We start from the raw sequence: 23,930 nt of genomic DNA, 5'->3' as shown, positions 1-23,930 counted from the left end.
TCGCTGTTTTTAAGCCAGATTTAATAATCAGTTTTTTTCCACCCACATACCATTTTCACGGATCAGGTTTATCAGTTCGTTTACGGCAACATCGCTGTTGAGGCCACGTTTCACAATTTCCTTACCGCGGTAGAGCGTAATTTTGCCTACGCCGCTGCCCACATAGCCAAAGTCGGCGTCGGCCATTTCGCCGGGGCCGTTTACAATACAACCCATGATGGCAATTTTCACGCCTTTCAGGTGATGGGTAACAGCGCGGATGCGGGCGGTGGTTTCCTGGAGATCGAACAGGGTGCGGCCGCACGACGGGCAGGAGATATATTCTGTTTTGGAGATACGGGTACGCGTAGCCTGCAGGATGCCAAAGGAAATGTTGTTCAGCGTGGCATGCTGACCGGGCTGCGTGGGCTGGTTACTTAGCCATAATCCATCGCCGAAGCCATCGAGCAACAGTGCGCCGGCTTCCGTGGCATGGTGGATCAGGTGTTCATCTGCCGAAGGCTGATTACTGATACTATGGATAACGACAGGTACTGTAATATTTTTGTTGAGCAGTAAGATGAACAGGCGCCTGATAGCCGCCATCGCATTGCTGCCGGAAGCCGTGGCCACCAGTACGGTGCTGGCTGCTGTAGCCGGGTTAGCCAGTTGCAGCAGCAGTTGTTCATGATGTTCCGTATCCAGGTGATTGCAGTCGAATTGTACAAAGTTGATCCGGCCGGTTTCATTTTGTTCGCAGGCCGTTACATAGTGGCGGGCATCAAAGTAAGGTACCAGTTCCTGTTTGTCGGCTATGCTCTGCCAGTATTCTGCATCTATTACAACGCGCAGTGTGCCGGGAAGACCAAAGGCAGGCAATTGTTTGCCGGTGTAGATATAATCTGCTGCGGCATCCCCGATATTCCATTTATCGCTGGGCTCATCGTAAGTATAACCGATGGCATTCAGATCGGCGGGCTGTAAGCTGTTGTTGTCGCTGAAATCTGCCACTACCACTGGTACCTGCTTTTCGCCGATATTCTCCACAGGCGCGCTTTCGCGGCGTTTGTATTCAAAGGGAGAATAGGGGATAGTGGTTACCGGCGGAATAGCCGTATAGTCGTTACGGTTAGTATATCTTTTCACAATATCCTTACAAACCGGGAGTTCAAATTCAGGATCTTCTGTGAGGGAAACGCGGATGGTATCACCTACGCCATCTTCCAGGAGGGCGCCGATGCCGATGGCAGATTTAATACGGCCATCTTCTCCGTCGCCGGCTTCTGTAACGCCCAGGTGCAGTGGGTAGCAGTGGCCCAGTTCCTGTTCCATGGTTTGTACCAGCAGGCGGTATGCCTGTACCATTACCTGTGGGTTACTGGCTTTCATGCTTAGCACTATATTGCGGTATTGCAGGTCTTCGGCAATACGTAAAAACTCCATCGCACTTTCCACCATACCCATGGGCGTATCGCCATAGCGGCTCATGATACGGTCGCTGAGGGAGCCATGGTTGGTACCTATGCGCATGGCGGTGCCATACTCTTTACAGATTTTTACCAGCGGGGAAAAGCGTTCGCGGATGCGGTCTATTTCTTCCAGGTATTCGCTGTCGGTATAGTCTATTTGTTCAAATTTCTTTTTATCTACATAATTCCCCGGGTTTACCCGTACTTTTTCCACGATGCGGGCCGCTATTTCGGCTGCATTGGGCGTAAAATGGATATCTGCAACGAGGGGAGTGGTATAACCCTGTTTACGTAATTCGTTTTTAATGACCAGCAGGTTATCGGCCTCCTTTTTACTGGGGGCGGTGATGCGTACCAGTTCAGCACCGGCTTCAATACAACGGATGGTTTGCGCCACGGTAGCAGCGGTATCCAGGGTATCGGTGGTGGTCATGGTTTGAATGCGGACCGGGTTAAAATTTCCGATGATAAGATCTCCCACCTTTACTTCCAGAGTGGCCAGTCGTTTGTATTCTGTCAGAGAGTTGCAATAAAGCTGCATACGTAGTTTTTGTTTTCCTGCGGAAGCAAAGTTAGTAAACCTGTGGTATTATTGAACCGCAACTTAAAGCTACATTAAATTCCACGAACGGCGGGCGCAGGGCTATCTAAATAGGGGATAAAGCTTTATTTTTGACCCACTTTATGTTACTGAATAAAAGCATAGATATACCTTACCAGCAATTGCCCTTTTCCGGGCAGTTTAATGTAGCTTCCCTGGGCATGTTCCGCAATGAACTAACCGATCAGCCGCACCGTCATGATCATTTTCAGATTATATGGATTACCAAAGGGAAAGGCAGGCACATGGTGGATTTTGTGTGGTATGATGTGGAAGATGATATGATTTTCCTGCTTCGTCCCGGACAGGTACATCAGCTGGATTGTGAGCGGGAAGGGTATTTTCTGTATTTCACAGAGCAATTTTACTTTACTAATAAACACGATAAGGAAACCCTCTACGATTTTACTTCGCTTTTCGATAACTGGCACGGATACGGCCCCATCAGTACCAGCGGCCATACCTCGGAGTCTCTCCTGGGATTGATACAACTGATGAGCAGGGAGAAATCCTGCGCGCCTGCCTGCAGCCGGGGCATTGTGAAACATTACCTGAATGCCTTCCTGTTGCTGATAGAACGGGAAAAGAAACGCAATGCCGCGGAAACCATGATGCCGCTGGCTCACGATGGCCGTGTAGTACAGCTGCGACGACTGCTGGAACAGCATTACCGCACAGAACACCAGGCAGCCTTTTATGCGGGCGCCTTTGCCCTCACTCCTAAAAGACTGAACGAAATCACCAAAGAAACCACCGGCCGTACCGTTACCGAATTATTACACGACCGGATTATACTCGAATCGAAACGAAACCTGGCGTTCAGTCACAAAAGTGTCAAGGAGATCTGCTATGAGCTTGGATTCGAGGACCCTGCTTACTTTAGCCGTTTTTTTAAGAATAATACCGGCATCTCTCCCCAGGATTTCCGGGACATGATGTTCAAATAGTACAAGTCAATAGCTGAATTGTCCTAACACCTGCCGCTTACCCCTGTCTATATTTGCATAGCCCGCATCAGCCGGCTTTTATCAGACGCTATAGATTAATATATGAACATCTGGAAACCGCTTTGCCTGCTGGTTATTGCAGCAGGCTGCTGTTCGGCGGCCGTGATGGGTCAAACCCGCCCGCTCACCTTACAGGAAGCACTACAAACAGGATTGAAAAATTACCAGTCCATCAAGGCAAAAGAAAACTATGCTAAAGCAGCTACCGCAAATATCAGCGCAGTAAAAAGAGAATACTTACCTGATCTGAACCTTGCCGCTCAAAATAGTTATGGTACCGTGAATGGTGAAAATGGACCTATGTGGGGGTACAAAGGCTGGACTACCGGTGCTTCCGGACCCGTTCTGCCATCACAAAACTGGAATGCCGCCTTCGGCGGATTGTACCTGGCTAATATCAGCTGGGACGTAGTAACCTTTGGCCGCCAGCACGCAAAAGTACAGGCCGCGAAAGAACAATTGTACACCAACCAGGCCGACCTGGAACAGGAAAAGTTTGAACAACAGGTACGCATCGCCGGCGCTTATCTGAACCTCCTGGCTGCACAGCGCCTGCGGGGTTCTATGGAGTCCAACCTGAAACGCGCGCAGGACCTGCAGCATATTATCGTTTCCCGCGCATTGAACGGACTCAGTGCCGGGGTAGACAGCTCCATCGCCAACGCAGAAGTATCCAAAGCAAAACTCACACTGGTAGACGCGGTGAACTACGAAAATGCACAGAGCAATAAACTGGCGGAAATGATGGACGTACCACCGCAGGACTTTACACTGGACACCACCTTTGTTACTAAAATACCCAACCAGCTGCTGGAAACCGTATCTGCACAGGATTCTGTATCACTGAAAAATCAGCCGCTGCTAAAATTGTTCAGTTCCCGCGTAACATTAAGCGATGCCAATCAAAAGCTGATCAGCAAAAACGCGATGCCCCGCCTGTCTTTTATGGGCGTGATGCAAACGCGCGGTTCCGGTTTTGACTACGACTACAGCGCTGCTAACCTCAGCCACTACAGCCAGGCATACTGGTCGGGTGTGAAACCGCAGGTATCCAATTATCTCGTGGGCCTCAATCTTTCCTGGACGGTTACTGACCTGTGGCGCACGCACTCACAGGTAGCGCGTCAGCACTATACTACTGAAGGATTGAAGAATGAATACAATCAAACCTACAGCCGCTTGCAACATCAGCTGCAGCTGTCGGAACAACAGATAGACAATGCAGTGAAGAAATACCGGGAAGCGCCCACCGGCCTGAAAGCCGCCAGCGACGCCTTCCTGCAGAAAAGTACGTTGTATGAAAACGGGTTGTCTAATATCGCCGACCTGGCTCAGGCGCTGTATAACATTAACCGCGCGGAAACAGACCGGGATATTGCCTATAATGGCGTGTGGCAGGCGATACTGTATAAGTCCGCTACCGTAGGGGATCTGCAACTGTTTTTGAATCAACTGTAATTAACCGGAAGACATTCACTTCCTGAATATAATTGTATGAACCTGATCAGAACCGCATTACAAAAACCGATAGCTATCATTGTAGTAGTGATGGGACTATTGTTTTTTGGTATTCAAGCAACGCGGGATATTAAAATAGATATCTTCCCGGATCTTAACTTGCCGGCTATATACGTATCACAGCCTTATGGCGGTATGTCGCCGCAGCAGATGGAAGGCTTTATTGCCACCAACTACCAGAACCTCTTCCTGTATGTAACAGGTGTAAAAGATATTGAGGCCAAAAATATCCAGGGTCTTACCATGATCAAGATCTCTTTTTACGAAGGGACAAACATGGCGCAGGCCGCGGCTGAGGTAACAGCAATGGCCAACCGTGCATTTTCCTCGATGCCGTCTGGTACGCAGCCTCCTTTTATTATCCGCTTCGACGCATCTACTTTACCGATCGGCCAGCTGGCACTGAGCAGTCCCACGCGCACCAACAACGAATTGCAGGATCTGGCGATGACCATTGTACGACCATCGTTCAGCCGTATTGCCGGTCTTACTTCACCGGCGCCTTTTGGCGGGAACTCCCGCACCATTGTGATCCATGTAGATCCTGAACTGATGCGCAGTCACCATCTTTCGGCCGACCAGGTTGTAGCCGCCATCAAAGATAACAACCAGATATCACCGGCCGGTAACGTGCGTATCGGCGATATCACCTATCTCACACCCGCCAACACCGTGATACGCACTGTGAAGGAATTTGAAAACATTCCGCTGGTAATGGGAGATGGCCCTACCGTATTTGTGAGAGATGTGGCGAAGGTAGAAGATGCGGCAGACGTAACCAGTAGCTATGCAGTGATTAATGGAAAACGCTCTGTATATCTCCCTATAATAAAAACAGCAGATGCTTCCACCTGGACGGTAGTAAATAACCTGAAAGCAGCATTACCCAATATCCAGAAATTATTACCGGAAGATGTAAAGATTTCTTTTGTGTTTGACCAGAGCGTATATGTGATCAATGCCGTGAAAAGCCTTATCAGTGAAGGCGTGATAGGCGCTGTACTTACCGCGTTGATGGTGTTGCTGTTCCTCGGCGACCGGCGCAGCGCGTATATTGTGATCATCACCATCCCGGTATCTATTATCATTGGAGTGATGTTGCTGAAACTGTTCGGGCAAACCATCAACATCATGACGCTGAGCGGCCTGGCGCTGGCCATCGGTATCCTGGTAGATGAATCAACAGTAACCATTGAAAATATCCACCAGCACCTGGAAATGGGTAAACCAAAAGCACAGGCGATCTGGCATGCGTGCCAGGAAATTGCTTTCCCGAAACTCCTGATCCTGTTGTGTATCCTCGCGGTGTTTGCGCCTTCCTTCACCATGAAAGGCGTGCCCCGTGCGATGTTTATGCCGCTGTCGCTGGCTATTGGTTTTTCCATGATTGCGTCTTACCTGCTGTCGCAAACGCTGGTGCCTATCCTCGCCAACTGGATGCTGGACGCCAACAAATTCAAGCATCATGGCCACCCGCATGTGCATAGCAACGATGCACATAAAACAGCCGGGTATATTGAAACAGAAATTGCAGATGAAAAACAACACGCCAAAACTATTTTCGGCTTCGATCGCTTTAAGCTGCGCTTTATCGGCTGGCTGGAAACGCTGCTGAAAAGACGGAAACTGGTGATTGGCGCTTACTTTATTGGGGTAATTGGTATAGTAGCACTGTGTATGAGCATTATTGGCCGTGATATTTTGCCTAAACTGAATAACGGCCAGTTCCAGTTAAGGCTGAAAGAGCCCACAGGAACACGCCTCGAACGGACGGAAACCATGCTTATTAAATCGACGGAAATTCTGAAGGAAGTAGTCGGCGCCAAAAACATCGACATCACTTCTTCCTTCATCGGTACTCATCCATCGTCCTATTCTACCAACCCCATTTACCTGTTTATGGCTACGCCTAATGAAGCCGTGTTGCAGGTGAATATGAAAGAAGATTTTAAAATCAATATGGACGAGTTCAAAGAGAAGCTGCGTAAGCGGATCCACGAACAAATGCCGGAAGTAAAGATGAGCTTTGAGCCGATAGATCTTACCGATAAGGTAATGAGCCAGGGCGCTTCCACGCCGATTGAAATTGCCATCATGGGTAAAAACCTGAAAGAAAGTGTGCCCTATGCGAAAAAGGTATTGGCAGAAATGAAGAAGATTCCTTACCTGCGTGATGTGCAGATCAATCAGCCGATGGATTACCCGGCTATCCGTGTAAACATCGACCGGGAAAGGGCCGGGCAGCTGGGCGTAAGCATTACAGATATTGCTAAATCTCTTACGGCTTCCACTTCCTCCAGCCGTTTTACAGAGAAGAACAACTGGCTGGACGAGAAGAATGCCACGTCTTATTTTGTACAGATCTCTGTGCCGGAAAATGAAATGTCGAGCATCAACGATATGGCCGCAATTCCCATCAGTAAAAACAATACGCGGCCTTCGCTGGGGGATGTGGCTACGTTACAGCCGGATACCGTGGTAGGAGAGTATGACCGTATTGGTGCAGTGAGGATTGTATCCATCGGCGCCAATATCCATAAGAAAGATCTTGGTAACGCTTCCGCCGCGGTGGCAGCAGCTATCAAACGTGCAGGTGAACCGCCGCGTGGAATTACTGTAGAGAAGCGTGGTTTGATGAACCTGCTGAATGAAACGCTGGATAGCTTACAGTCAGGATTGCTGGTAGCCATTATCGTGATCCTGTTGTTGCTGGCGGCCAATTTCCAGTCGTTCAAAGTAGCGCTGGTAGTTGTGTCTACTATTCCTGCGGTGCTGGCGGGATCGCTGATTATGTTGCTCATTACCGGATCCACGCTCAACCTGCAATCGTATATGGGGATCATTATGTCGGTGGGCGTATCGGTAGCCAATGCGATCCTGCTGATCACCAATGCAGAGAAGCTGCGGCTGGAAAATCATGATTCCCGCAGATCCGCACTGGAAGGTACTTCTATCCGTTTGCGTCCTATCCTGATGACGAGCATCGCCATGGTGGCAGGTATGATCCCGATGGCATCGGGGCTGGGTGAAGCGGGCGATCAAACGGCGCCACTGGGGCGTGCAGTAATTGGTGGGTTGATAGCCAGCACTTTTGCTTCCCTGTTTATTTTACCGTTGATCTTCGCCTGGGTACAGCAAAAGTCGACCGTGAAATCCGTGTCACTGGACCCTGAAGATGAAAACAGCCAGTATTATGTTCCGGGGGCGGCGCGTGTTTAATTCAAGTATAACTATAATGACTAAACGACATATCAATATCATGAATATAAATAAATACAGCCTGTCGTATCGGGTCATGGCGGCTGCTGCATTATTGCCCATCGGTTTGTTTTTCACCGCCTGCCACAGTTCCCGGGCAGACGATGAAAATGAAAAAGAAGACGGGCGCGTTCAGGTGAAAATTATTCACCTGCAGAAAAGCCAGTTGGATGCTTCCCTGAAATTACCCGGAGAAATAAAGCCGTTTCAGTTTGCCGATCTCTATGCAAAGGTGAACAGCTATGTGAAAAATGTGAATGTAGACCTGGGCAGCCAGGTAACTGCCGGCCAGGTGCTGGCTACACTGGATGCGCCGGAAATGAATACACAACTGCTGGAAGCGCAATCCAGGCTTCATACAAAGGAAGCCATGTTCCGCGCCAGCCGCGCTACTTACGAACGTTTGCTTAAAACCAGTAAAGTACCCGGTACCATTTCTCCCAACGACCTGGATATGGCGTTTGAGAAAATGAGCGCCGATAGCGCAGAGTTGTTATCCTCCCGTTCTTCTTACCATGAAGTACAGCAAATGCTGGGCTACCTGGTGATCCGCGCGCCGTTCAGCGGCGTGATCAGCCAGCGTAATGTGCATCCGGGCACTTATGTAGGCCCTGCGGGTAAGGGCTCCGATAAGCCGTTGTTCCGTTTGGAAGAACAACAGAAACTGCGTTTATCCGTGGCTGTACCTGAAATTTATACTGATGATGCGCATCATGCCAGCAATGTGCGCTTTACCGTGAAATCCCTGCCGGGAGATACTTTCACCGCGAAGGTGAACCGTATTGCCGGTAGCCTGGATGTGAAGCTGCGTTCTGAAATACTGGAAATGGATGTGGCCAACAAAACAGCCCGCCTGCTTCCGGGTATGTATGCAGAAGTACAGATGCCGATGCCAGGTAAAAAAGATGTGTACATCGTGCCTAAATCCGCCATCATCAGCAATTCAGAGAAAGTATTTGTGATCAAGGCCGTGAACAATAAAGCGGTGTGGATCCCGGTGAAATGCGGGAATGAATCCAACGGGCAGGTGGAAGTATTCGGTGATTTATCCGACAACGACCAGCTGGTGCAGAACGGCAGTGATGAAATAAAAGAAGGAACGCCGTTAACAGCGGTGGCAAAATAATGTGTGTTTAAAGGTGGGAAGGTGTTTGCAGGAAAAGGAATCAACTGGATCAGGAATCATCAGAAAAGCAGAAGAATCAACGAACAGAAGAATCATTTAACGAACTGTATTCGGCAAGGTAAAGAGTGACGGGTAGCAGGCAAACATACTTCCCTGATGAATCAGGCAATACAGCGCTTCCGTACAGGGGGCGCTGTTGCTTTAAAACACGAAAGAGAATTGTTACGCCGCGTAGCAATTGTAGGTTTAGGTAAAACGGCCGGAATATTCCTATTCCGGTTTTTTATTTTTTAGGGAGATGATTAAGATATATTCCCGGTAATGCCGGTGTTACTTCCCGGATGCTTCTCCAATACTTCGGACCTGCGTATATCATGGATCATCCATGCACTATCCATACAGTTAGCATGCACTCCTCATGCACTATTAATGCACTCCCCATGCACTCCCCATGCACTATGTCTCCTCAGGCCCCCTAAATAAAACATCCCAAAGCGGGATGAGCCTGCTTTGGGATGTGTGATATGTGGAGGATGAAAATACTACCAGTCTTTTTCTTTTGGTACTATCTGGCCTTTTACTTTCTTTGCTTTGTCCTGTAGCTTCTTTTCTTCCTGTGATAAAGCCTGTAACAGGCGTTCGGCTTCCTGCTTGCTCATCTTGCTGGGTTGAGGTTCAGGCTTCTGCTGATCCTGCTTGTCTTTGTCGCCTTTGTCCTGGTCTTTATTCTGTTGATCCTTGTTCTGGTCTTTGTTTTGATCCTTGTCTTTATCCTGCTGGTCTTTGTTCTGATCTTTATTTTTGTCTTTATTCTGATCGTTTTTGTTCTTGTCTTTATTCTTGTCCTTGTCTTTGTTATCTTTTTTGTCATTACCACCGCCGCCTTGCTGTTGTTTTTTCAGCATGGCCTGGGCATAGGCGAGGTTATACCGGGCATCTTCATCGGAGGGATTGATTTTCAATGCCTGTTTGTAGGATTTGATACTTTCTTCCCATTTTTTGCCTTCCATGAAGGTGTTACCGATATTATAATCTGCGTCTGATTTGATGGCTGGTTTACCGCCCAGTTTCAGGCTGTTGGCATATTGCGCGCGTGCGTCGTCGTAACGTTTTTGCTGATAGAGGGAATTGCCGAGGTTATAACTGCCTTCGGCAGATTGGGCATTTTGTTCCAGTGCTTTTTTGTAATTGGCTTCCGCATCGGTGTATTGTTGTTTTTTATACAGTTCGTTGCCTTTGCGGATATACTTATTGGAGCCGTTCTGCGCGAATCCGGTAAGGCTCACGAGCATCACTGCAGCAATAAGGAAACAGTATTTTATAAAAATGATTTTCATGAGTAATGAATTAAACTGCTGGTGATTCAGGAGTGCGCTTGTGGCGGACTTCAGGAATAAAAAATTCAATCAGCAGCAGTGCCAGGCATACGCCCAGGAAATACTGAAAATAGCTGTTATAATCTGTGAATACGTTCTCTCCAAATTCTTTCTGCTCCATGCCATCTATTTTACTTACGAGGGTATTCACTACATCGTCTGTGTTGTTATCCAGGTGCTGATAAATGCCTTTACCCGCGGCGGCAATGCTTCTCAACTCTGCTTCATTCAGTTTGGAAATAACAGTATTGCCTTCCCTGTCTTTTTTATAGCTACCGGTTTCGGGGTCGGGCAGGGGAGAACCTGCTACTGAACCGATACCGATGGTGTTGGTAACGGCGCCGTTTTCAAAAGCGGCCTTGGTACGCTGGATCGCGGTTTCATCGTGATCTTCTCCATCGGAAATAATGATGAGGGCTTTATGTTTACGTTCTTTTTTGTTGAAAGCATCGTCAGATACCTGTATTGCCTGTCCAATGGCGGTACCCTGTGTTGGGATCATATCCGGGGATACGGTGCTGAGGTACATTTTGGCGGCAGAATAGTCAACGGTGAGGGGCATTTGCAGGTAAGCGTTACCGGCAAATACCACGAGGCCCACGCGATCATTATCCAGCTTGTCCATCAGTTTACTGATCAGCTGCCGGGCGCGGGTAAGACGGTCCGGCTGCACATCGGTAGCCAGCATACTTTTACTTACATCCAGCGCTATCATCACATCCACGCCTTTACGGGTGATCTTTTCCATGCGGCTGCCTTTCTGCAGGTTGGCCAATCCCACTACGCCAAAGAAGAAGGCCAGGAAAATAAGCAGGAACTTTAATATAAACAGCTTGCGGGAGTAGCCGGTAAAGAGTTTTTCTACCAGTGCCTTGTCCCCGATGCGGCGTATAGAGCGGCGTTTCCACCAGGACACGCCCAGGAAGGCCACCTGTAAAACCAACAGGAGCACCAGTGCCCATAAATATTCACTATGCTGAAAGCGTAACATATTCGATTTTAAGATATCCGTTACCGGTAGTAAACCAGGTAAGATATCAAAAATAATTTTTTTGTCACGTATTGCAAGCCGTAGGGGTGGGGTTTTATCGTTTTTTTAACGATCCCGGAGAGTTGGCGTAGCCGGAAAAGGTGAATTACTACATTTCGCCTTTAAAGTAACCGGCATCTGTAAGGATGCTTCTCAGGATGGCCATGCGTACTTTAGGAATATCTACTTTAGGATCTTCTGTTTCAATATTCAGCACAAAAAAAGTAGGGTGCCTGTTTTCTTCAATCCATCCTACTACCCATCCTAATTTTTTTACATCGTTATAGTCCCATCCTGTTTTGTAAGACAGCTCATACTTCGGTGTTTTTTCCATGAGCATTACGTCCCGTACGGTTTTCATGGTTGTTTTGGCAAAAGGCAGCTGGTCGAAGTAAAGTTTCTTTACAAAGCCCAGTTCCTCATCCGGGGAAATGAGCAGGGAATTATCCAGCCAGAAGGTATCCAGGCGGCTGATTTTCATATTGCCATACTTAATGGAATCGAGCCACAGTTGCATGGTTGGCTGACCGATACGGCGCGCTACTTCCTGGAAGTAAGGTACTGCCGACTGTTTAAATGCCTGGGCCATGCTGAGGTCCTGGTTCCATGCAGGGAACTGGCGGGTTACGCTGTCCCAGCGGATTACCATGCTGGTATCTTTAATGACGCCGGTATGCAGGCCCACGAGGGAGTTGAATATTTTGAAGGTAGATGCAGGCTGAAAGCGTTTCTTGGCCCTGTCGAGGTTATATACTTTAAAGACGCCCTGGCTGTTGTTGAATAACATGAAAGTGCCTTCTACTTTGTATTCGGCAAAATACTTTTCCCAGTCTTGTTCTTCTTTTACATTATTCGGTGCGCAGGCAGCGAGGAACAGGCCAACCGCCAGCAACATCCAGCCAAATCGTTTCATCTGCATAATGATTGAGTAGTTATGAGGTGCAAAAGTAAGAATTACGGCGTAAGAAAAACGATTACGGGTTAGCAGGGAGATAGCAACCGTGATTATTCCGGCGTCTATCTCCCCACTAACCCGCAGTCTTATTTAATCATACTCAGTCTTTATGCACCGGGTACGGTAGCAAATCTTATTTAATCACGCCCAGTTCCTTACCTACTTTGGTAAAGGCGGCAATGGCCCTGTCGAGGTGTTCCTGTTCGTGGCCTGCGCTCAGCTGTACGCGGATGCGGGCCTGGCCTTTCGGTACTACCGGGAAGAAGAACCCGATTACGTAGATGCCTTCCTGGAGCAGTTTATCGGCAAATTGGGCGCTCAATACCGCATCATAAAGCATTACCGGAACAATCGGGTGGTCGCCCGGTTTGATGTCAAATCCGGCTTCCGTCATTTTGCTGCGGAAGTATTTGGTATTGTATTCCAGCTTGTCGCGCAGGGTGGTGGTTTCACTCAGCATATCCAGTACAGCGATGGAAGCGCCTACGATGCTGGGTGCTACGGAGTTGGAAAACAGGTAAGGACGGCTGCGCTGGCGCAGGATGTCGATCACTTCTTTTGGTCCGCTGGTGAATCCGCCGGAGGCGCCGCCCAGTGCTTTGCCGAGGGTGCCGGTGATGATATCTACGCGGCCCATTACGCCACGGTATTCATGGGTACCGCGACCGGTTTTGCCCAGGAATCCGGAGGAATGGCTTTCGTCGGACATTACGATGGCGTTGTATTTATCGGCCAGGTCGCAGATCTTATCCAGCTGGGCAATGGTGCCATCCATGCTGAATGAGCCGTCTGTAACAATGATCCGGCTGCGGCAGTCTTTGGCTTCCTGCAGTTTTGCCTCCAGGTCGGCCATATTGTTATGTTCGTAGCGGAAGCGCTGTGCCTTGCAGAGACGAACGCCATCGATAATGGAGGCGTGGTTCAGGGCATCAGAAATGATGGCGTCCTGTTCATTGAACAAGGGCTCAAATACGCCACCATTGGCGTCAAAGGCCGCTACGTATAAAATAGTATCTTCTGTACCCAGGAATTTGGAGATCTTTTCTTCCAGTTCCCGGTGAATATCCTGTGTGCCGCAGATAAAGCGAACACTGCTCATGCCATAGCCGTGGGTATCAATTGCATCTTTGGCAGCTTTCACCACTGCAGGATGAGACGACAGGCCCAGGTAGTTATTAGCACAAAAATTAAGTACTGTTTCGCCACCCACCTGTATTTCAGCCCCCTGCTCAGATGTAATAATGCGCTCTCTCTTGTACAGGCCGGCTTTATTGATATCGCCGAGTTCCTCCCGTAAACGGGTTATAAACTTCTCATTCATAAAAATTGCAATATTTAAAGTGGATCTACCAAAGTTATGGGCAATAAATGTATTACGATTATTTATCGCGTAAATCAGTAACGGCCGGATATGCAAAAAGTTTGACCCAGGTGTAACATTTGCCCGCCGCCCTCCGTCATAGTACTATCATGATTATTAATACCATGAAGTGGAAAACTGATAATTCACCCCTTTGTTAAAAGATGCTGAAAGAGCATACTTGATAAGAGGTTGATGCTCAGTTTGAAAGGAACTGTTACTACAACTGTGCGGGATAAATGAACCAGCTTTAGAGTAGGTGTGGGTAACAAAAATGGATTTGGTCAATGATGGGTATTAAAGTATTTGTCGGAACTTAGCACTAAAATCCCGCACCACCGGAATGACGGAAAAGGAGTACAATAAATGCGTGGATCTGTATTCGGACAATTTATTCCGCTTTATAGTAAAGAATCTGGAGCATGCGGAAGACGCCAGGGACGTAGTACAGAATTCATTCGAGATATTGTGGAAACACTGCCAGGATGTGCCTTTTGAAAAGGCTAAGTCATACCTGTTTACAGTTGGATACCACAATATGATCGATCATGTACGTAAGGTAAAGCGGATCACACTTGTAGACCAGTTTAAAGACGAGGATAAAGTTTCGGATCATAAGATACATAACGCGAAGGAAGTGATAGAAAAGGCATTATCCAAGCTCAGTGAGGTACAGCGCTCCTTAATTATGCTCAAGGACTATGAAGGATATTCCTACGAGGAAATAGGAGAAATGATGGAGCTGAATCCTTCCCAGGTAAAGGTTTACCTGCACAGGGCCAGGATCCATCTGAAGAATTACCTGGTAAAAATGGAGAATGTTATATAATATTTTTGTAATAAATTAGATTTTTGTCGATAGAAATTAACATATCAAACTACGAGTCCTATCTCCTCAGCTACATCGACGGTGAGCTGAATGAGACAGAACAGGCCGCGCTGGAACTTTTCCTGCAGAAGCATCCCCAGTTCCGCCAGGAGCTGGAATTGCTGGAAGGAACAAAACTGACGCCGGATACACACGTTGTTTTTGATAATAAAGCTGCTTTATATAAAACAGCGGCCGTTGATTACGAAGTATTAATGCTGGGTTATATCGACGGCGAGCTGACGGCCGCTGAGGAAGCCACTTTGCAGGAATACCTGCAGCAACACCCGGCTGCGCAGCGGGAACTGGCCTTATTGCAGGCCACCAAGCTCACGCCCGATACCACTTTGGTATTTACTGATAAAGCATCCCTGTACAGAAGCAGCAAACGCCGGGTTGTCCCGGTGTATCGCCGTATGATGTGGGGAGCTGCTGCTGCCGCGGTAGTAGCGGGCCTGTTTATCTGGTTATTACCGGCAGGTGATCAACCGGCACAAAAACCAGCTATTGCGGTAAACACGCCACCAGCTGCCACTGTACCGGCACCAGCCGTTGCTCCTGCAATAACTACCCCTGCTACCCCGGACCAATCTGCAACCGCAACAGTGGAAGTACCTGCCGTTACACCGCGCACCAATCAACCGTTACTGGCTAAGAGCCGTAAGACGGTAACACCACGCAACAGCAAACCCGCTGCCGCCCCGGTAAATGAACCTGTACTGGCAGCCGCAGACGCCCCCAAAACAGAGGCGCCGGTTATTTCCCAGTTGCCTCCACAGCGCAACTCTATGAGTGAAGTAGTGGAAGAGCACCTGCAACAGGCGGGTAATGCCCATATTGCGGCCGTTCGCCCGGAAGTGAATAAGGAAACGGTACTGGCAGCAGCAAATACGCCCAAAACAAACGATCATTTAAATAATAAGATAGTCCCTGTAACCGAACAGCCCGGGGCTCCGGGTGAGCTGATCATGTCCGTTAGTGGCAGCGACAGCCGGATTTTAGATAAGGTAACCAATGTTGCGAAGTTTTTTTCCCGTAAAAGGAATAAATAATAAATCATGGTCATAGCATATGAAGCATAAATTTTTACTCATTTTGTTACTGGTATTATGTGGCGGATGGGCTCATGCGCAAAAGGCAGATAAAAATACACCGGCACCACCGGACACCATACAGATCAAAGGATTGATCATTATCAAAGGCAAGAATGATAAGGGGCGTACCAGTTATAAGTTCTATAACGATACCGCCTATGCACGCCAGAAGCTCAAAAAGAACCTGCAGACCAAATGGTTCGTTTTTGACCTGGGATTCAACAACTATATTGATCACAGCGACTATAACGGCGCCAGCTTTATAAATTATTACCCCAATAACAGCGCTTATTATAACGGAGCGCCTGCCCCGGTGTCTAAATCATATGATTACTCTGCCGTAGGGCTTGCCACCTTTGCTCCCAGGGATGCCAGTGAGCCTTTAACGCCTTCAGAGTTTAAGCTAATCACCGGAAAATCAATTAATTTTAATATTTGGCTGTTTCAACAGCGACTTAATATAACAAAACACAAACTTAACTTGTTATATGCTTTAGGATTAGAGATGAATAACTATAGGTATGCCCGGAGCATTACATATTTGCCGGGTTATCCTACACAAATAATCAGAGATTCCGTAGAATTTTCAAAGAATAAGCTGTTTGCCGAATATATATCAATCCCGGTAATGCTTAATTTTAATTCTAACCCTGCCCGCCCGAGCCGTGCGTTCCAGGCGAGCTTTGGTGTCTCCGGTGGTTATCTCCTCAAATCCAGAACCAAGCAGGTTAGTGAAGAAAGAGGCAAGGTTAGAAAAACGGACGACTTCAATCTCAACAAGTGGCGTTTTGGCCTTACCAGTGAACTGGGCTATGGACCTGTAAAGTTGTATGCAAACTTTGCCCTTACGGCATTACATGACTATGGGTTACAACAATATCCATTTTCAATAGGTATCCGGTTAAACGGATTCTAAGATTTATTAGCCAGTCCTAAATTGTGTTTATGCGTTCTTTTGTTGCTTTGATGACATGTATTGGTTGCATTGCATGGATTCACTCCTGTGAGAAACGTTTGTTAGGCGTTAGACTCGAAAAAAACAATTTACTTATTGATCAGCCAGAGCAGTTGCCGTTAGCAGTTGCACCAGCCGGCATCCCTGCTGCCAGGTACATTTCCCAGGTAGTTCCTGCCTCCAATACCATAGCCGTTCCGGTTAGCCGTAACAGGAGCCGGCCGAAGGCGGAAAAACAAACCGTTAATAACAGCAAGGCCATAGATTCCCTGCTTTTTAACCAGGTTTTTGTAAGAGGAAAGTATACCATTTATAATAATCAGAACCCCTGAGATCACCCCTTATCTTGTTAAGTTGATCACCGGGCCGGCAACCGGTTGCAACTCCTATGCATCTACCGCTCATACAATTCTCCCCTTTTTTCCCGCTTTATAATTTGGACTTCCGGTATATTTGACAGACTAATTTCAAAAAACCAACTATTTGTATGAGTCTTAAAAGAGTCGTATTACTATTCCTGTTTGCCTGCTCGCTGAAAGTAGCGGGAGCCCAGGGAAAATATCAATGGAAGGAGGCTACTGCTGGCGGTTACACCTATAAGTACGTTTCCGATGATCCCATGAAGGCACGTTTCTACACACTGAAAAACGGCCTCACAGTTATCCTGAGTGTCAATAAAAAAGATCCCCGCATCCAGACACTGATCGGCACCCGCGCCGGTAGCGATAACGATCCGAAAGACCACACCGGCCTGGCGCACTACCTGGAACACCTCCTGTTTAAAGGCACCGAAAAGTATGGTTCGCTCGACTGGGCAAAGGAAAAACCACTGATCGACGAGATCTCCAATTTGTATGATAAATACAATAAAACAGTGGACCCGGCTGCCCGTAAAGCAGTTTATCATCAAATAGACAGCGTTTCCGGAGTGGCCGCCAAATATGCGATCGCCAATGAATACGACAAAATGATGTCGGGCATGGGCGCGCAGGGTACCAACGCGCATACCTGGGTGGAAGAAACCATTTATGAGGAAGATATCCCTTCCAATGCCATAGACAAATACCTGACCGTACAGGCCGAGCGCTTCCGCGACCCCGTTTTCCGCCTGTTCCACACCGAACTGGAAGCGGTATACGAAGAAAAGAACCGCGGACTGGATAATGACGGCCGCAAAGTGTACGAAACGATGCTCGCAGCCCTGTTTCCCACACACAACTATGGTCAGCAATCTACCATCGGTACCGTTGAACATCTCAAAAATCCAAACCTGAAAGTAATCCGCGAATTCTACAACGAATACTATGTGCCAAACAACATGGCCATCGTAATGGCGGGTGATTTTGATCCGGATTATGTGATCAAATCTATCGATCAGAAATTCAGTTACATGAAAGCCAAACCGGTAAAGGAATACAAGCCTGCTCCGGAAGCCCCGATCAAATCACCGGTAGTAAAAGAAGTACTGGGCCCCGATGCTGAAAGCGTAGATATAGCCTTCAGAATGCCCGGAGCGCTCGATACCAAATCCAACCTGGTACTGGGCGTAATGTCGTCTATACTGGAAAATGGTAAAGCAGGTTTAATGGACCTGAATATCAACAGACAACAGAAAGTGCTGAACGCCAGTGCCGGTGTAATGGGCCTGAAAGACTATTCCATCTTCTCGCTGAGTGGTAAAGCCAAACAGGGCCAAACCCTGGAAGAAGTGAAAGCACTTTTACTGGGTCAACTGGAGATCCTGAAGAAAGGAGATTTTGATGAAACCCTGGTGAAAGCCATCGTTAATAACGCCAAACTGAGCGAACTGCAGGGACTGGAAAGCAATAACAACCGCGCTACCGCCCTCATGGATGGTTTCATCAAGAGCAGGGGTAAAAACTGGGTGTACGATGTGGCCTATGTGGATGATATGGGTACGGTTAACAAAAAACAGATTGTTGACTATGCCAATAAATTCCTCAACGACAACTATGTAATTATTTACAAACGCAAGGGCGAAGACAAGAACATCGAAAAAGTGGAGAAGCCTGCTATTACCCCGGTAGAAGTAAACAGGGAAGCACAATCATCTTTCCTGCAGGAGGTGGCCGCTATACCTGCCACACCGGTAAAACCACAATGGCTGGATTATGAAAAAGATATCCAGAAAACAGCGGTGGGCAACACCGATATGATGTATGTGCAGAACAAAGACAATGGTCTTTTCCACCTCTACTACCGTTTCGATATGGGTACCTGGAGCAATAAGAAACTGGCCCTGGCAGCGCAATACCTGCAATACCTTAGCACGGATAAATATACCTCTGAGCAGATCAGCAAGGAGTTTTATAACATTGCCTGTAACTTCAGCGTATCCGCATCCACTGAAAACACCACAATCGTGATCAGTGGTTTGCAGGAAAACTTTGATAAGGCCGTTACCTTATTTGAACATGTGATTGCTAACTGCAAGCCTAACGAAGAGGCCCTGGCAGCACTGAAAGGCCGTATCCAGAAAGGCCGCTCCGACAGCAAACTGAATAAGGGCGCTATCATGAAAGGGGTGGTGAATTACGCGATGTATGGCGCTAAAAATCCGTTTAACAACCAGTTAAGCCAGGCTGAGCTGGACGGTATTTCCGCATCAGAACTCGTTACCATTTTACATGAACTGCCTACTTACAAGCATACCATCATTTACTGGGGACCACAGCCACTGGCCACTGCCGCAGCTGATGTGAAAAAACTGCATCCGCTGCCAGCCACCTTTAAAGCTACACCGGAAGCCGTGAAATTTGCGAAAGACAACCAGGATAAAAACCAGGTGCTGTTCGCAGATTATGATATGGTACAGACAGAAGTAAACTGGCTGAGAAATTCAACGGTATACAATCCGGCTAACACAGGTGTGGTTACCCTGTTCAACAGCTACTTTGGTGGCGGTATGGGATCTGTGGTATTCCAAACCATCCGTGAATCCAAAGCGCTGGCTTATTCTACCTATGCTTACTACGCATCTCCTGATAAAAAAGATGAGCGCTATTCTGTAGTGGCTTACGTAGGCAGCCAGGCAGATAAAATGAATGACGCTATTGTAGGCATGAACGAACTGCTGAACGATATGCCCCGTGCCGATAAACTGCTGCAAACCGCCAAGGAAAGCATGAAGCAGGATATTGAAACAGAACGTATCACCAACGATGGTATCATTTTCAGTTACCTGGCGGCTCAGAAGCTGGGATTAAATACGGATATCCGCAAACAGGTGTACGAGTCTATCGACAAAATGAACTTTGACGAAGTGAAGAAGTTCCACGAAGAGAACCTCGCGCATAAACCATATACTTATTGCATTGTTGCTTCTGAAAAGAAGATCAGCATGGACGATCTGAAAAAATATGGCGATGTGAAGAAACTCACGCTGGAAGAGATTTTCGGCTACTGATTACGGTAAGGAAAAATCAGGTAAAATAGAAAGGCACAAAGCTTTACGCTTTGTGCCTTTCTATTTTCTACCCATCTCCCAAACAATAAATTATTCTTCTGCTACGTTATCTGCATATTTATTACTCCTATGAAGAAGTGCTGTCATTACTGGTTGGTAGCTGTTCTGTTGCTGCTGCCGCTAAGTGGATTTATCAACGAATCTGATTTGTATAGTGTAAGGTTAAATGCTGCCAACATTGATCCTGATAAAATTTTCCTGCTGATAGATAAAAGCGATTACCGGTTGTATGTATATGAAGACGTAACGTTGAGAAAAATCTACAAGGTGGTATTTGGTAACCGCGACCAAACCGATAAACAAGTTGAAGGTGATCGCAGAACACCGGAAGGGACCTTCCATATTTTAACCAAAAGAGTGGATAAAAGCTGGAGCCGGTTCATGCTGCTGGACTATCCCAACGAGGTGTCCTGGCAGAAATTCCGTGACCGTCAGTCACAGGGCATGGTATCGTCGAGCGCCAGTATTGGCGGGGCTATCGGTATCCACGGGGTGGAATATAATTCCGGGATCCGGGATAGCTATGTGGAAGCACGTATTAACTGGACACTGGGTTGTGTCAGTATGAAAAACTCAGATGTCAATGAATTATACGAGGTAATCAAAGTAGGTACCCCGGTGGTTATTCGCCGGTAAGGTTTTTGCTGATTAATTTGCAGTGACTTCCGGCGGCAGTTGCATGTTGTAATTTAGCCTCCGCCATAAACAGGTACGGCATCTAGTGGTGCAGTGATACTGCATCATGACTCAAATATAAACGGCGGGTCAGATCCTGTGAAGAGCGCGCTCCACTCGTATGGTGCGCGCTTTTTTATTGTTGCAGAAAAGCGGTGACTTCCTTCATCCAGGCTGCGGAATCTTTGCCGCAAAACGACTGATGTCCTGCATTGGGGAAAATATACAGCTTTTTTTGCCGGGTGCCCAAATGGGAAAATACCTCCTGCGTTTCTTGTGGCATTACCCGGATATCCTGTTTTCCGTAGAAATATAGCACCGGCATATGTATTTGACGGGCGTAGCTTTCCGGCTTAAAACCGGCGCCCCAGAAACCCTGTTCTACTCCTCCCCAGAAGGTAAGGATCTGTGAAAACGGAAATGCCTGCAGGTGAACGGAGCGCATCCTGCTTTTTACGGCGTCTGTAAGCGTGGCAAACGGGCACTGAAGGATCAGCTGCTTTGGTGTGAGCCCGTATTCAGGAACCGCCTTTAAAATAGCGGCAGCACCCATACTTACCCCCCAGAGGATGATGGGTTGGTTGCTTTTTTCTTTTACGTAGTCCCAGGCCAGTTTTACATCTTCTGCTTCTTTGTAGCCCACGCTGCAGGTATATCCTTCGCTGTTACCGTGGGCGCGGAAATCGAGTAAAAAAATATTGTAGCCAAGTGAGCGGAAACGGTCCGCCTCCGGAAACAGCGAGCCTTTATTACCGTTATAACCATGAAACAGGATAACGGTGCCTTTAGCTGCTTTGGCCGGGATCCACCAGCCTTCGAGCCGGAGCCCGCCGGCGGTATGCAGCAATACGGTTTCATAAGGTACTGATGGAAAACTGGTAGTAACGGATTTGGCGATGCGTACGCCAAACAGGATGGTTTTTATTTTTTCCCCGGTGCTCATTTGTTCCGGGAGTTTGTTCCTGCGGCCGCCGTCTTCATAGAAATGGGTGAATTTCCAGGCATGAAAGGCCCCGATGATATTGAGTAATATGAAAAGGACTACGCAGGTCCAGGCCAGCCTTTTGAAGAAACGCTTCATTGTATAATCAGGTATAACAAAGGGATGCGGAGTTATCCTGCATCCCTTCGTTTTTAAATAGCTCCGGAATATGTTACAGTTTTCCTTTCTTGATTTCGTCTACCACACCAGGATCCAGCAGGGTAGAGATATCGCCTAAGTTGTCCATATCGTTTTCAGCAATTTTGCGCAGGATGCGGCGCATAATTTTGCCGGAACGGGTTTTAGGCAAACCGCTTACAATCTGTATCTTATCTGGTTTTGCAATGGGGCCGATGATGCGGGCCACTGTTTGCGCGATATCTTTTTTAGTCAGTTCGGGATCATGTGTGAGCCGTTCGGTGATCACATAAGCATAAATGCCTTGGCCTTTAATATCGTGAGGATACCCAACCACAGCGCTTTCCACTACGCCGGCGTGCATATTGATGGCGTTTTCCACTTCCGCGGTACCGATACGGTGGCCGCTTACATTGAGTACGTCGTCCACGCGGCCGGTAATTTTGTAGTAGCCGTCTTCATCTCTCATACAGCCGTCGCCGGTGAAGTAGAGATTTTCGTAGGTAGAGAAGTATGTTTTGCGGAAACGTTCGTGGTCGCCGTAGGTGCTGCGCAGCATACCTGGCCATGGGAACTTGATACAGAGGTTACCGCTTACGCCGTTGCCTTTGAGTTCTTTTCCATTTTCATCTACCAGGATAGGTTGTACACCTGGCAGTGGCAGGGTGGCGTATCCTGGTTTTTCTTTGGTGATGCCGGCAATAGGAGTGATCATAATACCACCGGTTTCTGTTTGCCACCAGGTATCCACGATGGGGCATTTGCCCTTGCCAATATTATCTTTAAACCAATGCCATGCTTCTTCATTGATCGGTTCTCCTACGCTGCCCAGTTTTTTGAGGGAGCTGAGATCTTTATGATTAACCGGGCCGAGGCCATAGCTCATTAAGCTGCGGATGGCTGTTGGTGCGGTATATAAGGTGTTTACACGGAATTTATCTACAATTTCCCACAGCCGGCCTGCATCCGGATAAGTAGGCACCCCTTCAAACATGAGAGTGGTGGCGCCTGCGCTGAGCGGACCGTAGGCAATGTAACTGTGACCGGTGATCCAGCCGATATCTGCAGTACAGAAATATACTTCGCCGGGTTGGTACTGGAATGTATTTACAAAGGTGTAGTTGGCGTAAACCATGTAGCCGGCGCAGGTGTGTACCACGCCTTTAGGTTTGCCGGTGGAGCCGGAAGTATAGAGGATGAACAGGAGATCTTCTGCATCCATTTCTTCAGCGGGGCAGGGCGGATTGCCCATTGTTTCCACCTGTTTTATTTCATCTTCCCACCACAGGTCCCTGCCTTTCAGCATACTTACCGGGGTGCGGGTGCGGGTACATACAATTACTTTTTTTACAGATGGACATGCCATCAGGGCGTCGTCCATAACGGATTTCAGCGGGATATCCTTTGCGCCGCGATAGGCGCCGTCGCAGGTGATCACCAGGCTGCACTGTGCATCCTGTATCCTGTCGGCGATAGACTGCGCGCTGAATCCTCCGAATACTACGGAGTGAACCGCGCCAATACGGGCGCAGGCCAGGATGGCGATAGCCAGTTCCGGGATCATGCCCATGTAAATGCAAACACGGTCGCCTTTTTTAACACCGTTGTTCTTCAGCACATTCGCAAACTGGCAAACTTTGTTGTATAAGTCGCGGTAAGTGATAATGCGGTGGTGTTCTTCCGGATCGTTGGGCTCCCAGATGATGGCGGGAGTATTGCCCAATGTGCCCAGATGACGATCCAGGCAGTTTTCTGTAATGTTTAGTTTAGCACCGGTAAACCATTTGATTTCCGGGTCTTTAAAATTCCAGTCCAATACCTTGTCCCATTTGCGACGCCAGTAAAAATGGTCTGCTACATTGGCCCAGAAGCCTTCCGGGTCAATAACACTCTGTTGATAAGCCTGCTGATAATCTTCGATACTCTTGATCTGGTATGGGTACGACATAGCACCGTAATTGTTTATTGGTTAAGTACAAGCATTTTCCTAACGGGCTTTAAATTTAAGAAAAACCAGATGGTTTGGTAGAAATAATCTAAAAAATCATATTA

At 47.7% G+C, this 23,930-nt stretch carries 17 protein-coding genes; 10 read left to right on the top strand and 7 right to left on the bottom strand.

Going from position 1 to position 23,930, the window contains the following annotated elements; genetic code table 11:
* Positions 1-27: 27 nt before the first annotated feature.
* Entirely contained in the window at positions 28-1,989 is a 1,962-nt protein-coding gene (gene ispG / locus PV783_RS02290; RefSeq protein ID WP_420986998.1) for a (E)-4-hydroxy-3-methylbut-2-enyl-diphosphate synthase, read from the bottom strand.
* Between the two features lie 143 nt (positions 1,990-2,132).
* On the opposite strand from ispG, the gene PV783_RS02285 reads away from it, so the two are divergent.
* The 4 genes from PV783_RS02285 (at position 2,133) to PV783_RS02270 (ending at position 8,958) form a co-directional block, all read left to right on the top strand.
* Positions 2,133-2,996, top strand: coding sequence for a helix-turn-helix domain-containing protein (locus PV783_RS02285; RefSeq protein ID WP_420986997.1), 864 nt, complete (start codon positions 2,133-2,135; stop codon positions 2,994-2,996).
* A gap of 102 nt (positions 2,997-3,098) precedes the next feature.
* On the top strand, positions 3,099-4,514 hold the full coding sequence (locus PV783_RS02280) for a TolC family protein (RefSeq protein ID WP_079471322.1): 1,416 nt from the start codon (positions 3,099-3,101) through the stop codon (positions 4,512-4,514).
* 36 nt (positions 4,515-4,550) lie between these two features.
* Positions 4,551-7,793 carry an efflux RND transporter permease subunit gene (locus PV783_RS02275; protein ID WP_420986996.1) on the top strand — a complete coding sequence of 1,081 codons (3,243 nt, stop codon included), beginning with the start codon at positions 4,551-4,553 and terminating at the stop codon, positions 7,791-7,793.
* A 40-nt stretch (positions 7,794-7,833) separates the two neighbouring features.
* Positions 7,834-8,958: an efflux RND transporter periplasmic adaptor subunit gene (locus PV783_RS02270; protein ID WP_310274337.1), complete on the top strand. Its 1,125-nt coding sequence runs from the start codon at positions 7,834-7,836 to the stop codon at positions 8,956-8,958.
* Between the two features lie 542 nt (positions 8,959-9,500).
* Here the strand turns inward: PV783_RS02270 and PV783_RS02265 are convergent.
* The 4 genes from PV783_RS02265 to kbl form a co-directional block, all read right to left on the bottom strand.
* Positions 9,501-10,295 carry a tetratricopeptide repeat protein gene (locus PV783_RS02265; RefSeq protein WP_336388878.1) on the bottom strand — a complete coding sequence of 265 codons (795 nt, stop codon included), beginning with the start codon at positions 10,293-10,295 and terminating at the stop codon, positions 9,501-9,503.
* Positions 10,296-10,305: 10 nt separating this feature from the next.
* Complete coding sequence (locus tag PV783_RS02260; protein ID WP_079471319.1) at positions 10,306-11,325, bottom strand: VWA domain-containing protein; 1,020 nt, start codon at positions 11,323-11,325, stop codon at positions 10,306-10,308.
* A gap of 148 nt (positions 11,326-11,473) precedes the next feature.
* Positions 11,474-12,283 carry a class D beta-lactamase gene (blaOXA, locus tag PV783_RS02255; RefSeq protein WP_420986995.1) on the bottom strand — a complete coding sequence of 270 codons (810 nt, stop codon included), beginning with the start codon at positions 12,281-12,283 and terminating at the stop codon, positions 11,474-11,476.
* Positions 12,284-12,452: 169 nt separating this feature from the next.
* Positions 12,453-13,640: a glycine C-acetyltransferase gene (kbl, locus tag PV783_RS02250; RefSeq protein ID WP_079471318.1), complete on the bottom strand. Its 1,188-nt coding sequence runs from the start codon at positions 13,638-13,640 to the stop codon at positions 12,453-12,455.
* Between the two features lie 382 nt (positions 13,641-14,022).
* Between kbl and PV783_RS02245 the strand changes: the two genes are divergently transcribed.
* The 6 genes from PV783_RS02245 to PV783_RS02220 all read left to right on the top strand — a co-directional run bounded on the left by PV783_RS02245 (position 14,023) and on the right by PV783_RS02220 (position 20,719).
* Entirely contained in the window at positions 14,023-14,508 is a 486-nt protein-coding gene (locus PV783_RS02245) for an RNA polymerase sigma factor (RefSeq protein ID WP_079471317.1), read from the top strand.
* A 23-nt stretch (positions 14,509-14,531) separates the two neighbouring features.
* The gene (locus tag PV783_RS02240) at positions 14,532-15,599 is read left to right on the top strand and encodes a hypothetical protein (RefSeq protein ID WP_420986994.1); all 1,068 of its coding nucleotides are present in this window, start codon (positions 14,532-14,534) and stop codon (positions 15,597-15,599) included.
* 19 nt (positions 15,600-15,618) lie between these two features.
* Positions 15,619-16,557, top strand: coding sequence for an outer membrane beta-barrel protein (locus PV783_RS02235; RefSeq protein ID WP_079471315.1), 939 nt, complete (start codon positions 15,619-15,621; stop codon positions 16,555-16,557).
* A gap of 29 nt (positions 16,558-16,586) precedes the next feature.
* Positions 16,587-16,928, top strand: a complete 342-nt coding sequence (locus PV783_RS02230; protein ID WP_420986993.1) for a hypothetical protein — start codon at positions 16,587-16,589, stop codon at positions 16,926-16,928.
* Positions 16,929-17,083: 155 nt separating this feature from the next.
* Positions 17,084-20,023 carry a M16 family metallopeptidase gene (locus tag PV783_RS02225; protein WP_420986992.1) on the top strand — a complete coding sequence of 980 codons (2,940 nt, stop codon included), beginning with the start codon at positions 17,084-17,086 and terminating at the stop codon, positions 20,021-20,023.
* A gap of 129 nt (positions 20,024-20,152) precedes the next feature.
* Positions 20,153-20,719 carry a L,D-transpeptidase family protein gene (locus tag PV783_RS02220; protein WP_079471312.1) on the top strand — a complete coding sequence of 189 codons (567 nt, stop codon included), beginning with the start codon at positions 20,153-20,155 and terminating at the stop codon, positions 20,717-20,719.
* A gap of 175 nt (positions 20,720-20,894) precedes the next feature.
* Here PV783_RS02220 and PV783_RS02215 read toward each other — a convergent pair whose 3' ends face one another.
* Positions 20,895-21,839 carry an alpha/beta hydrolase gene (locus PV783_RS02215; protein WP_420986991.1) on the bottom strand — a complete coding sequence of 315 codons (945 nt, stop codon included), beginning with the start codon at positions 21,837-21,839 and terminating at the stop codon, positions 20,895-20,897.
* Between the two features lie 73 nt (positions 21,840-21,912).
* Complete coding sequence (gene acs, locus PV783_RS02210; protein ID WP_079471310.1) at positions 21,913-23,826, bottom strand: acetate--CoA ligase; 1,914 nt, start codon at positions 23,824-23,826, stop codon at positions 21,913-21,915.
* Positions 23,827-23,930: the final 104 nt, after the last annotated feature.

It is taken from the genome of Chitinophaga sp. CC14, from assembly GCF_048957795.1.
Lineage (GTDB): Bacteria > Bacteroidota > Bacteroidia > Chitinophagales > Chitinophagaceae > Chitinophaga > Chitinophaga ginsengisegetis.
Note: the sequence above shows the minus strand (reverse complement) of the source record. Positions and strands in the feature narration are given on the sequence as shown.

Bases quoted from the DNA above. Each gene is read 5' to 3' on its own strand.
- PV783_RS02235 (WP_079471315.1), top strand. From the start codon at position 15,619: ATGAAGCATAAATTTTTACTCATTTTGTTACTGGTATTATGTGGCGGA.
- PV783_RS02220 (WP_079471312.1), top strand. From the start codon at position 20,153: ATGAAGAAGTGCTGTCATTACTGGTTGGTAGCTGTTCTGTTGCTGCTG.
- PV783_RS02225 (WP_420986992.1), top strand. From the start codon at position 17,084: ATGAGTCTTAAAAGAGTCGTATTACTATTCCTGTTTGCCTGCTCGCTG.
- PV783_RS02270 (WP_310274337.1), top strand. From the start codon at position 7,834: ATGAATATAAATAAATACAGCCTGTCGTATCGGGTCATGGCGGCTGCT.
- acs (WP_079471310.1), bottom strand. From the start codon at position 23,826: ATGTCGTACCCATACCAGATCAAGAGTATCGAAGATTATCAGCAGGCT.
- PV783_RS02215 (WP_420986991.1), bottom strand. From the start codon at position 21,839: ATGAAGCGTTTCTTCAAAAGGCTGGCCTGGACCTGCGTAGTCCTTTTC.
- PV783_RS02285 (WP_420986997.1), top strand. From the start codon at position 2,133: ATGTTACTGAATAAAAGCATAGATATACCTTACCAGCAATTGCCCTTT.
- PV783_RS02230 (WP_420986993.1), top strand. From the start codon at position 16,587: ATGCGTTCTTTTGTTGCTTTGATGACATGTATTGGTTGCATTGCATGG.
- ispG (WP_420986998.1), bottom strand. From the start codon at position 1,989: ATGCAGCTTTATTGCAACTCTCTGACAGAATACAAACGACTGGCCACT.
- PV783_RS02260 (WP_079471319.1), bottom strand. From the start codon at position 11,325: ATGTTACGCTTTCAGCATAGTGAATATTTATGGGCACTGGTGCTCCTG.
- PV783_RS02275 (WP_420986996.1), top strand. From the start codon at position 4,551: ATGAACCTGATCAGAACCGCATTACAAAAACCGATAGCTATCATTGTA.
- PV783_RS02245 (WP_079471317.1), top strand. From the start codon at position 14,023: ATGACGGAAAAGGAGTACAATAAATGCGTGGATCTGTATTCGGACAAT.
- kbl (WP_079471318.1), bottom strand. From the start codon at position 13,640: ATGAATGAGAAGTTTATAACCCGTTTACGGGAGGAACTCGGCGATATC.
- PV783_RS02280 (WP_079471322.1), top strand. From the start codon at position 3,099: ATGAACATCTGGAAACCGCTTTGCCTGCTGGTTATTGCAGCAGGCTGC.
- PV783_RS02265 (WP_336388878.1), bottom strand. From the start codon at position 10,295: ATGAAAATCATTTTTATAAAATACTGTTTCCTTATTGCTGCAGTGATG.
- blaOXA (WP_420986995.1), bottom strand. From the start codon at position 12,283: ATGCAGATGAAACGATTTGGCTGGATGTTGCTGGCGGTTGGCCTGTTC.